This window comes from Lysinibacillus mangiferihumi, assembly GCF_003049665.1.
GTDB classification, from domain to species: domain Bacteria; phylum Bacillota; class Bacilli; order Bacillales_A; family Planococcaceae; genus Lysinibacillus; species Lysinibacillus mangiferihumi.
In genome coordinates this window covers 135,321-148,728 of record NZ_PYWM01000005.1, presented here as the reverse complement: position 1 = coordinate 148,728, position 13,408 = coordinate 135,321, and the positions used below count along the sequence as shown (strand labels likewise).

The following is a 13,408-nucleotide window of genomic DNA, read 5'->3' as shown; positions in this document are numbered from 1 at the left end:
TCCTTCTTATGCTTCTTGTTCTTCTGTTTCTTCTTCGATTCCTAGTTCTTTTTTAATCCAATCGTAACCTTCTGCTTCTAAACGTTGTGCTAATTCTTCGCCGCCTGATTTTACAACACGACCTTGCATCATTACGTGTACGTGATCTGGTGTGATGTAGTTTAGTAGACGTTGATAGTGCGTAATCATTAAGCATCCAAAGCCTTCGCCACGCATTGCATTGATACCTTTTGACACAACTTTAAGTGCATCAATATCAAGACCAGAGTCAATTTCATCTAAAATAGCAAAAGTTGGTTTAATCATCATTAATTGAAGAATCTCGTTACGCTTTTTCTCACCGCCAGAGAAACCTTCATTTAAATAACGTTGTGCCATGTCTTCATGCATTTCAAGGAATTCCATATTTTTATCTAATTCACGAATAAATTTCATTAGTGAAATTTCGTCGCCTTCTTCACGACGTGCATTAATAGCTGAACGTAAGAAATCAGCGTTCGTCACACCAGCGATTTCTGATGGGTATTGCATCGCAAGGAATAAACCTGCTTGTGCACGCTCATCAACTTCCATTTCAAGTACGTTTTCACCATCAAGTTCAACTGTACCAGAAGTAACTTCGTATTTAGGGTGTCCCATAATTGCAGAAGCTAGTGTTGATTTACCAGTTCCGTTTGGTCCCATAATTGCATGGATTTCATTTGTATTAATTGTAAGGTTTACGCCTTTTAAAATCTCTTTCCCGTCGATTTCAACGTGAAGATCTTTAATTACTAAAGTTGACATGAAAATACCTCCATAATGTGTTCTATGAATGGGCAACCATTCCTTAATTATTATCATTCTAATCTTAACTGAAAATCGTTCTCTATGCAAACCATTTTGACCACTTTCACTTTTCAATGATGAAATCGTTAAATATAAAGACTTTGTAAGCATTTTCAGATTATTGGAAATCGAAACTGACAATGAGAATCAACAAAGTTTATTTTCAATGAAATATCTCTAATTGAGAATAGATTTCATCTAGCTACATAGTGGAAACCTCGCATAGAGCGTTAATTGTAACGGTTTTGTGACAAATACGCACAAACAACCCTATCTATACTATATCCTATTTCATTCGAATGGAATCACTTCAAGAAATAAAATTATAGAGTACTAGCATAATAAACACATCAAGCAGATTTACACTTTTTTACTGTATGATGAAAATTTAATTTGCTTTCAGCAGAAGTCTCCATAAAACTTTGTATGTAAATATAAAAAACAAGAATAAACCTGTTCGTAACTTTTAGCTAGGTTCAATGAATGGAAAACCTAGTGATTCCTTCCTTTGCAATTATTTTACCAATGTAGAGAGCATACTAGTTGTAGCAAAGGACATGGCTATAGTAGGAACAACATAGAAATGGAGATGCAACAAAGCGTGGCATATAACGGGGTGCATTCTTAGCGCGTGCGCATAGCCGTTGTAACGGACATTAGCAACATAGCAAAAAAGCGTTAGATTGCTAGCAGGTCAATCTAACGCTTTTGTCTTAAGATCTCTTCTTTACTATTTTTTAAAAATATAATTCAGCTTATTTTATATGCCCATAAATAGCCCTTTGATTCAAGAAGGAATGAATCAGGCTCATTGGGCATTTGCAGCACAACGGCATTATTTGTTTTTAACTCATAGCCGTCATTGATACGTTCAATTTGGATTGGCACTTCTAATTCATTAAATAGCTGGCGCAAGCGATAAATCGTATTATAAAGGTTCGCTAGTGCCTTTCGCTCATCAAGATTTGGCCAAATATCATCTAAAATACGATATTTAGAAACGACAACTCCTTCATTCAGCAGCAAATAGTAAAACAGTTCTTCTGTTACCTTTGTACGCCATTTAATCGCTTGACCGTTCATACGAGTTCCTGCTTCACCTCGAAGGCGAACTTCAAGCTTCGCAATATTGTGTTGTTTCTGACGACCATAATATTTTGCAAGTCGTTCATCTAACTGTAGGACCGTATTCGGTGTCATCGGTTTTAAGACATAATCAAGCGCCTGTACGCGGAAAGCATCTACTGCATACTTCGTATAAGCTGTCGAAAAAATGATTGGTACATCAATCCCTTCCTCTACTAGCTTTAACGCAAGCTCTAAGCCATTTATTTTAGGCATTTCGATATCCAACAGAATCGCATCTGCCTGAATTGTTGAAAGCTCTTTGGCTGCTTCTATGGGCGAAGTATAAGATGCAATAACCTTAAAAAGACCACTCTTCTCCAGTAAACGCTTATGCAAGTTTAGAATAGGTTCTTCATCTTCTACCATAATAATTTTCCACATTGGCATGCTCCTTTAAAGGTTGTTTTAAAATCATTGTAGTTCCTTCATCCAATTTAGATTGAATCATGAGCGAAGCTTTTGGTAACTCTTTAACACGACGTAATACGTTCGTAAAACCAATTCCATTAGAACTGATATTTTTCCCCATTGTTAAAGCGGCTACTTGTTCTGCTGTCATCCCAACGCCATCGTCGATAATTTGAACGACAAGGAAATTTTCTTCTTTTTCTATTTTCACAATGACACAGCCATTTCCTTCTTTTTCAAAAATTCCATGACGAATCGCATTTTCGACAAGAGGCTGTATAAGCAGGCTAGGCACCTCAACTTTTGCTGTATCAATTGATTCATCAATTTCAATTACAACGCTTAATCTACTACCAAAACGAGCTTGTTCAACTTCAACATAAGCCTGAATGATTTCTAGTTCTTTTTCAAGCGTTGCTCGATGTCCTTCTTTTCCAGAATCAAAAATATATCGTAAATACGTAGACAACATGGTTAATAAATGGCCTGCACGTTCTCCATCTGTATAACAGAAGGAAATAATACTACTAAGTGCATTATATAAAAAGTGTGGCTTAATCTGCGCTTGTAAAAAGTTCATTTCATGCTCAATAGCATTCGTCATCGCTTCTTTCGTTAAAGAAATGGCAGAGAGTCGTGCCAATAATGATTCCTTGGATGCAGGCTTTCGAATGTAATCGTTAGCGCCTGATTCAAGTACAAGTGAAATATTCGTAGGATATTCATTAGCTACTAGCATGATAATCGGTAACTCAATATAGCTATATTGAGTTCTTATTTGTTTGGTTAACACTAAGCCATCCATCACCGGCATCACTTCATCGATTAATAAATAATCCGGTTTTTTATGCTGAATAGTGTAAAGCGCTTCTTCAGCACTATGCGCTAAAGATATTGCGTAATGATTCTGAAGCAAACTTCGCAATACTTCTGCATGTATAACATCATCCTCCACAATCAATAAATTTGGTAAATTATCATTTAGTGTTGGAAGGGGTAATGGCAGAATATAATCTGTTTTATTGTGTAGGTTTTTCTCATATCCCCCAAAAGGCAATGTGATTAAAAACCTTATGCCATTATGTAAAATATCTACCGAATAGCTGCCACCCATTTGTTCAATTATTGCTTTTCCGATTGATTGACCCGTTTCGTCTGCAGCGATTTGCTTGATAACGTCAGGTCCAGTCCCTTCAACTACTATTCTTACATCTGCATCATGATGCATAATCGTTAGGACGACTTCTCCATTGACCGCGTGAGCAATGGCTGTTTCCACCACACGATAAACTATTTGACTAATTCTTTGCTCATCTGCTTGTATTAGCAATTGACTATCTGCATGCGTATAAAATCGGATATTTGCTTTTTCCATCGTACGTTCATGCATTTTAACGACATGCTGGAAAATCATTTGCACATTTACCGGATGAACGTCAATATGAAAATCTTGGAAACGGATTCTTGTAAAATCCTTTAAGTCATTTACTAAATATAGTAAACGTTCAAGTTGTTGCTCAAGTAATTGATGCTCTATTAAAGTTCGATGTGCTGATAATGATTTTGTGACGTTCAGTGCATGATAAAGAGGTTGTTCGAGTTCTTTTGTTGTAACTTCTAAAAAAGAATCTTTACCTATTGTAGCCTTTTCCAATCTTTCGCTAAAAACTTCCGCTTCCGTCGTTCGATTAATAAGACGCATTGCAAGAAAGACGTTCATGCCTAGAATAAAAAATAGTAGTCCCGCCCGATTCAGAACATTTTTTCCAGAGAAAAAAAGTTGATCGACTGCGCCACTTATCGAAAAGATAAGTAGTGAAATCATCGAGGCACTTAAAATCATTAGTTCATTTCTAGGTATTTTCGTACTTTTAGTGATAAGTAAGTGGACCAATCTCCCAATAATGATTAAAGCCAAAACATTTATGTATCCAAAGAAGAAATATTGTAAAAATGATAATGACCTTGCAGGTAAGAGTAGCGTTCCTACTCCGTATAAGATAAGCGGCATCGCCAGCGTAATAGCTGTTCGACGCTTGACTAGCGTTTCAACGGTATAGACAAAGAAAAAGAATAACGTAACGGCATTGATATACGTAATAAAATCTTGTAATCGAAAGTACCATTCGAAGGAGATGGCAGGGTACTCCCGAATAAGCGTCCGTTCGCCTCTTGTAGATACTAATAATGCCAGTGTGAAAAAGTACAGAGCACTGTAGAAAAAAGCTCGATCTTTTGTCCTTAATAAATACAAGCTAAAATGAAAAATCGAAAAAATAAATAAGATAATGATTGTCGTTTTTTCTAAATTAACATCCTTTACAACATCGTTGGCAATCGTTTCTGCATCACCAAGATCAATTGGAAAAATGACGCCATGTCGTGCATTATAGAAATCCGCTACTTGCAATGTAATGGTCAGTGATTTTGTTTTAGGCTTAAAATATATTTCATACACTGGATTACTCGGTACTGCCCCCTCCTTTTGCGTTCCAAGCGTTCCGTAAGACGCAAACTCTTCTCCGTTGATAAAGAGGCGATGTGCAGACCAAATATTTCTTACACGGATGCCTAGTTTATCGAAATGGGCAGGCAATGTAACTTGAAGCTGATAAGTACCATATTGGACGTTTTCTTTCCAAGGCCCCGGCACAATTTCCACCTTTGCATTTTGCAGAATATCTGTTGGCTTTACGTATTCATTGCCAACAAACTTCCATTCACCTGACAAGGCAACTACTTTTTCATTTTTAGAAATACCCGTAAGATCTAATATGCCATCTTTTGCTTGCAAATCTGTATTGCTCGTATCTTGATCGTTAAATGTTAAACCAGCTAACATTGTAATGGCCAGTAGAATTAGTAGCCAGCTAATTCCTTTCTTTATCATAAATTTCCACCTCATATACATCTTACAAGACACAACTCTCAAATTACTAACAGAATAAGTGTAATTTCCCTTTTTTAATATGATCATTAAAAGATTGTGTTAAATCTTTCAGTTCCAATTGTCTTTTCTGTAATTTATCATATTTTTCTTTCGCACTATGCTATTTTTTCAGACTATTTATATATTAAATATTATATAATTAAAGTATAATCAATCGGATTTTTCGATTAATAGAGGTGAATATCCAGTGGAGTTACGTCAATTACGTTATTTTGTGGAGGTTGCAGAACGGGAACATATTTCAGAAGCTGCTGAACATCTTCATGTTGCTCAGTCAGCAATAAGTCGTCAAATTGCTAATTTAGAGGACGAATTAGGCACACCACTTTTTGAACGCGTCGGTCGAAATGTAAAATTAACACCGATTGGAAAAACTTTTCTCGAACATACGATTACTGCTTTAAAAGCCATAGATTTTGCAGCGAAGCAGGTAGAGGAATATTTAGACCCTGCAAAAGGTACTATTAAGATAGGCTTTCCTACAAGCCTAGCAAGCTATGTGCTACCGACCGTTATTTCAGCCTTTAAGCGCGAATACCCAGATTTGCAATTCCAATTGCGTCAGGGCTCTTATCGCTTTTTAATTGATGCTGTTAAAAACCGTGAGTTAAATTTAGCATTTTTAGGACCGCTTCCCCCAAAGGACGAGGCAATCCAATCAACTATACTATTTACAGAAAACATTGCAGCCTTATTGCCAGCAAACCATCCATTAGCTAAACGAGAAAGCATTCAACTGGCAGACTTACGTAATGACCTTTTCGTTCTATTTCCAGACGGCTATATATTGCATAAAGTTGCAATGGACGCTTGTCGTGCTGCTGGCTTTTTACCGAATGTAATCTCGGAAGGTGAAGACTTAGATGCCTTAAAAGGTCTAGTTGCAGCTGGAATTGGCGTTAGCTTACTTCCTGATAGCTCACTATATGATTCAGCTGCCCGCTTCACGATTAAGGTACCCATTGAATCACCTACAATACCAAGAACTGTTGGCATTATTTCACCGATAAATCGTGAAATCGCTCCATCTGAAAAAATATTTTTAGAGTTCGTAACTAATTTCTATTCTCGACTTTCACAATTTCAATGACCTAAACAATTGAGATGCGTCCGACGACGGTGCGACAACAACATTCACAGTAAAAAGAGGTTGGGACATAAGAGAAAAAGTGTTAGATTGACTGCAATCAATCTAACACTTTTTTGCTATGCCGTTGTTGTCCGCTACGGCGGTGCTTTCCGCTCAGCACCGTAAGCCGCAACCCTCGCTAACGCGCGGAATGCCCGCGTCTTACATTGTGTGCTGTTCTGAGCAGGAGTCACCGCCTTCGCTACCAACAACTAGTGAACACTTCTAATTTTTTTATTGCAAAAGCAAGAATAGCTAAGGTCTCCATACAGCAAAAAATTATGAACACCTTTCGTCTGTTTCTTAATTTTTTTTAGTTATGTCCCAGCCCCTTTTTCTGTTTATCCAATGCTTCAAGTGTATACGTTAATCGTCTTTAAATACTTTTTGTAAAATATAATAAGATTGTTTTAAGCGTTCATTGTACTTCGGTTGTTGCCAAGTATCCCAACTATATGAATCCAATGCTGGCAATACATTATTCGCAGACTTCGGTAAAGATTGGACTACTTTTCCTTCTTCATCGACAAATACTACACCAACAAAAATATTATCCACTTTAACTGACGCTGTTTCACCATTTGCATATAAATCTCCCATAAACTCTCGCTGACTTGGATCTTTGGATTGTAGCAGAAGCCAAGGTATTCGTAGCTCAATCACATTATCATCTGTCCATGTGTAGTCAACGAGTGAATTATAGTGAGACGCTTCAGGATTTGCATTTCCTTGTAGCAATTTACCTGTTTCATAAAAGCTAAAGTCTGTCGTCTTTTTTTGTTCTGGTAAGTACAGTTGTTTATTTAAAACATAATAAATCGGCGCAAACTTGCCACTATTTTTAACCGCTGCTTTCATGCGTGGTGAAATCATGCTTAAACGATGTCCATAGAAATAATCATAGAAATCGTAGTATTCATCAATGACAACTCGCGAATCGCTATTTTTATTTAACTCAACAATAAAGTCAACACCATTTGAAAATGTCATATTTTTAATAGTTGTTGCAGATGTATTGCCTTGCTCTGGTACTACGTCTAGTAAAATACGTGGTGATGCCGTTTTTATCTCATCACTTTTCAACTTCATGTACACATACTTTTCATCGTAATCCACAGCAAAATCAGTCGAGCTAGAAGGCGAAGTTTTATATAATTGTGTACCTTCTTCCCAATCATTTAGCTTTCCATCTACTTTCACTTTATTTCGATCAAAGCTCATTAGACCGAATTGCTGTTCATTAGTTTGAGCATTGGACCAAAACGGTCGACGATTCGGGTCGTCGTAATCCATTGTATTCCACGTCCGTTTAAACCACTCATCCTGCCATGTAAATACAAGCCCACCAAGCAAGCCTTCATGCATGATATCTTCATACAAATGCTGCAATGTTTCACCTTGTTTCTTTTCAGACATGTGCCCCTGATTCCAACCGTAGACATTTTCATGTGTCATTCCACGCGATGCTGGAATGCCGAATTCCGCGATAAGTACCGGCATTGTATGGGCCTTATGCAATTCATTTAAATAGCCTGCATAACTATTTTTTTGACCACGAAAATCTACATAATTTAAATAATCTTTATCGAAATTAAAGAAATCTGGGTAATAAGGATAGACATGATACGAAGCAAATTGTCCTGGTGTTTGCATTTCCCCTTTTGTAAAGATGACATTCGGGTTAACGCCTACTAAATCTTCTTCTTCTGATGGTTCAGATGGATGATCTAGTAAATCTGTTGTTACCCAGTTGGTAAAACTCATCGGTCGCATCCAATTGTATTTCTCTTTCTCATAAACTGTAATCATGTCCATCTGCTCAGCAAGCCAATGCTCAAAAGGTGTCGCATTTTTTGTTTCGAAATATGTTCCATTATATTGCCCTAAATTAGCATGCTTTTCATTTGTTCCGACGACCATATGTGGATACCACTCAATCCCAAGCACCCAACCAATTACATATTTTGAAACATCTACATCGTATAAGCCAGATGCATGTCCCGTAACAGGCTTCACATAAATATTACCGTGAATAACATCAACCATGCGCTTCATTTCATGTTGAAAATCCTTTAACGTAGTTGCATCATAAGCATCAAGTGATTGTGATAAGCCTTCTTCATTAATCCAAACACCATGTAAAACGTATAATGGGCGATTAGGATTTTCTTCGTTGTACTTTGCCAGCGCTCGATAGAAGCCTGGCGGGTGTAACGTATATACCCGTATCGTATTCGCATTCATAGCTGCAATTTGATTAAACCAACGATAATACTCTTCTTCAGTGATTGCTGCTTCCCCAGGAAATGCACCTGGTTTCCCCATACCAATATTGACACCTTTGAATGTTATCGGCTCCCATTTTCCATCTTGTAACACTTCAAACGTTTCACCTTGAACACGTGCATTATAGTTTAATTTGTTTGCATGATTTGTTTCTTGCACTTGTTTTTTCTCAAATGTCTTAAATACTTTGTGCATAACTGGTATGTAAATAGACCAATAAAAAGAGCTGTCAGCAAACTTCTCAGCATATTTATAAAGAGTAGGTAAACCTTTGACTTTAGATAGCGTAGGTAAACGCCCCATATCATTGAAATCTCCTGCAAAATAATAGCTAGTTGTATAACGTTTATCCTGTGAGACAATCGCTGCAAATTGTTGTGGAATATGATTGTCATCTAAAATCTTGGACCCTTCTTTAGTTAAATCCCACTTGTAGTTGGCTAATGCATCTTCAGCATATTTCGGCGTAATAATATCAAACCAATACTCATATTTTGCACTGCTAGAGGTATTAAAAAATTGCTTACCCGATTCCGTAAATTGTAGCTCAATCCCTGCCGTCTTAATATGTTTGTCCAACTCTAATACTACGAGCTTTTCTGTAATTTCATTAAAGACGATAAATCCTCCACCTTTATAGGACCAATCTTCTCCGTATTCATCTACTATCCATTGTGGTATTTCTAAATTTTTATGATAATCGAGCTCATCAAAATAACGCCCAATCCATCCTGACCATGATATTCCCAAATAATCTTGAAGCTCTTTTCGGACTGCTTCCGTCGTTGGCGAAGCGAATGTATTGTACTCGGCTATTAACATACTTTTTTTATTACTAGCTAGTCGAGATACAATTGACTGCCATTCTTCCATCTCTAAACCACCGACAATTTTTTCTGAGCGTTGTCCTAGCCTTTTTTTTTGTCCTAAATCATCTTTATACACACCATACGTATCTGCTAAATAAATCACATCATAGTTACTATAGTCTGTTGGGAATTTTTTTTCCGTTACACTTTTTAATTTGTCATCTGGTTGCGTACCGAAATAACTGTCCACTAAATCATAAGGCTGATTGTCCATCGTATACTTGTAATGATTTAAAAACCAATTCACGCCGAGATGTTCGCGATATGTTTCATTTGGAACTGTTTTATCTAAAATCGCTACGTTTAGCGGGGTATTATCATCCAAGTACCAAATAATAATCGGAGTAATAATGAGCATTAATGTAATGATAATTCCTATATATATTCGCTTCATACACTTTTCTCCTTTTCAGCAATCCCGACACGCTTCATATTTCCCCATTCACTCTTTCTACGTACAAATCGAATTAATCCTTCACAACGCCATAGTAGTGTAAGTGGGCGATACCAAAAAATTTCAGTAAACGCTAAAGTAATCATACGTAACAAGTCTCTCTTTCTTGGATACGTATTCATGCTCCAAGCCTCAAATAATACGGAAGCAACGGAAAAAATAACACCATAAATAACAAAAAGCAATAATAACAAAATCGCCATTTCATAATAAATTTGCCCTAAGAAAAACGCGATAATAATATAGATATAGCCACCTAGTTCTACAACAGGTCCTAAACATTCCACAAGCCAAAAATACGGAAACGACACCATACCAATCAAGCCGTATCGTGGATTTAACGTCATTTTCTTATGTTTCCAAAGGCTTTCAAACATCCCTTGGTGCCAACGTCTTCGCTGATTTCGCAAAACACTTAATGTATGCGGCGCTTCTGTCCAACAGACAGGGTCTGGCACAAATTCAATTCGTTTATTTTCTTTTTTCTCTTTAATAAGTCGATGAATATTGACAACGAGCTCCATGTCTTCACCAATAATATTGGTCGAATAGCCGCCTGCTTCAACAGCCCATTTTTTTGAAAAGACACTAAATGCACCTGAAATAATCAACACAAGATTAAATTTACTTAATGCAATTCGCCCCATTAAAAAGGCTCGCAAATATTCAATTATTTGCATGATAACTAAATAATTACTAGGTAATCGCATATCATAAATCGAGCCAAGTTGCATTTTCGCTCCGTTGGCGATACGTATATTGCCCCCAGCTGCAATCACTTCTCCATCAGATAAAACAATCGGCTTCATTACACGAAGCAATGCTTTTTCATCTAAAATGGAATCCCCATCAATGGAACAAAAATACGGATATTGTGATACGTTGATACCGACATTCAATGCATCAGCCTTGCCGCCATTCACTTTATCTACTAATATACAATTCATATAAATTTCTGATTCATAAATTTGGATAACTTGCTTCGTATGAATATTTGTTTTTATAATTTTATTTACAGGTTTCATCTGAAAGTGCTTAATGACCGTTTGTAGAGTATTATCAGTGGAACCATCATTAATAATAATAATTTCTGTTTGCGGATAACGTAAATTAAGCAATGAATAGACGGTATCTACTACCCCTACCTCTTCGTTATAGGCAGGAACTAGTAAGGACACAGGCTTGGAATAAAAGGCATCTATATGCGCATCATCATACTCCGAAGGGTCTAAACGGTATCGCTTACGCAAATCAAGCATTGCGATAATTAACATGGTGCAATACGAAACAATAACAAACAGCATATAAAATACAATTACGCCGCCAAAAAACAACATGGAGTAATGTAAAATTTTCATCTCGTTCCCTGCTTTCTCATTATTGTTTCTTGTGCCATCTCTACTGCATAATGATCAGTAGAATATGAAATAAACTCTTTTAATTTCTCTAATCCGTCACGATCTTCAGCAATCGTCTTCGCAGCTTGAGAGCGAACCCACCAATTTTCATCTTGAAGAAGCTGTTCTAAATAGGGATAAGAATAGGACAAGGGGACATATTTAAAAATCTTCCCTACCATTAAGCGTACTTCCCATAAATGTGACGTTACGAAAGGAATATACGGATTGATATTTTCAATTACACCAATTTCAAACAGGCCCTTTAGCGCGCGTATTTTAATTTCATCATTTTCATTCGTTAATAATTGCTCTAATTTCTCAATGTATTTCATATTTTTTTTGGCCGCAGCCGTATCGATTACAGCAAATTGGATGCTCATTGACCAGCTCGTAAACTCATCAAAAAATCTCATAAATGTATCTTCCTCTAATAAAACGAATAATCTTCTATATTCACTTTCAGAGTAATTTGCATTGGGGACCTTTATTTTTTGAATAAATAATTCCGGCTGAAATAAAGAATATATTTTAAGCAATTGAAAAAACTCTTCCTTCGAGTATTTCGTTGTCTCTAATTTTTTACAAGCATCCAGCAATTCATCGAGCTGCAAATCGGCGATACGATATAAAGCGTTCATGCGAATGCTCCAACGTTTATTCATTAAATCATTTTCATAAAATGTCTTTAAATACTGATTGGAAAAATTCTTCATTTTCCATCTCATATCATCATTCGTAATGTTCTTTAAATAGGATGAAAAAATCATTTCGATTGCCTGAACTTGCGGCTTGCCACGTGGTATAAGCACCACTGAAAAAATTTCATTATTAAAAAGATATTCATACCAAAGCTGTGAGTAGTCTTTTAAATAGATATCTCTCGATTTTTTAAAACGCACTTCACTTTGACGTTGATAAAATATATACATCATGAAGCCACACAGAACGATGAACAGTATAGCTATTACGGATAAAAGAAAATCAAGCGATAAGTCTATCATAGCCAATACCTCGCAAAAGTGCGTTTAATTTTTGCTTCTAATAAACGTAAATTAAACGGTTTAACTATAAATTCATCCACGCCACCTTCATATGCATTTAGTGCGGCGATCTCTGAGTTACGTTCAGACATCATGTAAATGAGGAATCTCTTTTCGTTCGGCATTGTTCGTAAGCTGTGTAAAATTTCTAAGCCATTATTGCGCGGTAAAATATCATTCATAATAATTAAATGCAAATGCCCGGATTGATAAGTATTAGATTGTAAAAAACTATAACCATCTTCATATGCTGTGACATCAAAAGTAAAATTAGCGATATCCATGGAATTTAAAGTCGTTTCTAGCACTTTTCTAAAAATAGCATTTTGTTCAATAATACTCACTTTTACAAGTTCAATGGATTGTAAACGATAATCCTCTATCTGTTCAATCCACCATTGCTGTTGATTGTTATCAGCCAGTAATGCTTTATTTTTTTCTACTAGTATTTCAAAGTTGATCTGATTATTACGTATTTCTGTTATAGAAGCTTTTAAGGCAACGCGACTTTCTAGCGTTGAATCTTTCTTTAGTAAATGGAAGATTCTTTTTAAAAATGCATTCGCTTCAACATCGCTACTTTGTAAAAAAATAATGCCCCAATGCTCTCCATCTGCCAATTGGAAGAGTAAATCCGTCTTCCGAATATTTTCCGTTAAAAAATCAGTAATTTGAGTATTTACATTGCTATGATTTACTTCTGAAGAGGTACTGTGTACACACTTTAAAAAAATTGTGGTAATCGTCATATGTGAACGAATAGCACTTTCAAGCATAATTTCAAAATATTTTTTAACATCTTGTTCTAGCATTATATCTTTTGCGAAAATTACTTCATTCATTATTCCTACCTCCTTGTAGCTCTCCTCGAAATAATTCGAAGCCTTACTTGTTTAGTGCCCGATAGGAACAAAAA

At 36.2% G+C, this 13,408-nt stretch carries 8 protein-coding genes; 1 reads left to right on the top strand and 7 read right to left on the bottom strand.

What is annotated here, in order from left to right:
• Positions 1–6 precede the first annotated feature (6 nt).
• The 3 genes from sufC to C9J37_RS07115 form a co-directional block, all read right to left on the bottom strand.
• A complete protein-coding gene (sufC, locus tag C9J37_RS07125; RefSeq protein ID WP_024362714.1) occupies positions 7–786 on the bottom strand; it encodes a Fe-S cluster assembly ATPase SufC in 780 nt (259 codons plus the stop codon).
• Between the two features lie 792 nt (positions 787–1,578).
• Positions 1,579–2,337 carry a response regulator gene (locus C9J37_RS07120; protein ID WP_107894826.1) on the bottom strand — a complete coding sequence of 253 codons (759 nt, stop codon included), beginning with the start codon at positions 2,335–2,337 and terminating at the stop codon, positions 1,579–1,581.
• Positions 2,309–5,254, bottom strand: a complete 2,946-nt coding sequence (locus tag C9J37_RS07115; protein ID WP_167397273.1) for a histidine kinase — start codon at positions 5,252–5,254, stop codon at positions 2,309–2,311. The genes C9J37_RS07120 and C9J37_RS07115 overlap by 29 nt, the downstream gene beginning before the upstream one ends.
• Positions 5,255–5,501: 247 nt before the next feature.
• On the opposite strand from C9J37_RS07115, the gene C9J37_RS07110 reads away from it, so the two are divergent.
• Complete coding sequence (locus C9J37_RS07110; protein ID WP_107894824.1) at positions 5,502–6,404, top strand: glutamate biosynthesis transcriptional regulator GltC; 903 nt, start codon at positions 5,502–5,504, stop codon at positions 6,402–6,404.
• A gap of 405 nt (positions 6,405–6,809) precedes the next feature.
• Here the strand turns inward: C9J37_RS07110 and C9J37_RS07105 are convergent, their stop codons facing one another.
• From C9J37_RS07105 to C9J37_RS07090, 4 genes are read right to left on the bottom strand one after another with little or no spacing between them, the layout of a single operon-like run.
• The gene (locus C9J37_RS07105; RefSeq protein ID WP_107894823.1) at positions 6,810–9,992 is read right to left on the bottom strand and encodes a hypothetical protein; all 3,183 of its coding nucleotides are present in this window, start codon (positions 9,990–9,992) and stop codon (positions 6,810–6,812) included.
• Positions 9,989–11,410 (bottom strand): glycosyltransferase family 2 protein, encoded by a 1,422-nt coding sequence (locus C9J37_RS07100; protein WP_024362709.1) that lies wholly within the window; start codon positions 11,408–11,410, stop codon positions 9,989–9,991. The genes C9J37_RS07105 and C9J37_RS07100 overlap by 4 nt, the downstream gene beginning before the upstream one ends.
• Positions 11,407–12,453: a HEAT repeat domain-containing protein gene (locus tag C9J37_RS07095; protein WP_107894822.1), complete on the bottom strand. Its 1,047-nt coding sequence runs from the start codon at positions 12,451–12,453 to the stop codon at positions 11,407–11,409. Before C9J37_RS07095 ends, C9J37_RS07100 begins: the two co-directional genes overlap by 4 nt.
• Positions 12,450–13,334, bottom strand: a complete 885-nt coding sequence (locus C9J37_RS07090; protein ID WP_107894821.1) for a response regulator — start codon at positions 13,332–13,334, stop codon at positions 12,450–12,452. The genes C9J37_RS07095 and C9J37_RS07090 overlap by 4 nt, the downstream gene beginning before the upstream one ends.
• Positions 13,335–13,408: the final 74 nt, after the last annotated feature.

Coding starts and splice junctions, on each gene's coding strand:
- C9J37_RS07095 (WP_107894822.1), bottom strand. CDS start 12,453: ATGATAGACTTATCGCTTGATTTTCTTTTATCCGTAATAGCTATACTG.
- C9J37_RS07115 (WP_167397273.1), bottom strand. CDS start 5,254: ATGATAAAGAAAGGAATTAGCTGGCTACTAATTCTACTGGCCATTACA.
- C9J37_RS07105 (WP_107894823.1), bottom strand. CDS start 9,992: ATGAAGCGAATATATATAGGAATTATCATTACATTAATGCTCATTATT.
- C9J37_RS07120 (WP_107894826.1), bottom strand. CDS start 2,337: ATGTGGAAAATTATTATGGTAGAAGATGAAGAACCTATTCTAAACTTG.
- C9J37_RS07090 (WP_107894821.1), bottom strand. CDS start 13,334: ATGAATGAAGTAATTTTCGCAAAAGATATAATGCTAGAACAAGATGTT.
- C9J37_RS07100 (WP_024362709.1), bottom strand. CDS start 11,410: ATGAAAATTTTACATTACTCCATGTTGTTTTTTGGCGGCGTAATTGTA.
- sufC (WP_024362714.1), bottom strand. CDS start 786: ATGTCAACTTTAGTAATTAAAGATCTTCACGTTGAAATCGACGGGAAA.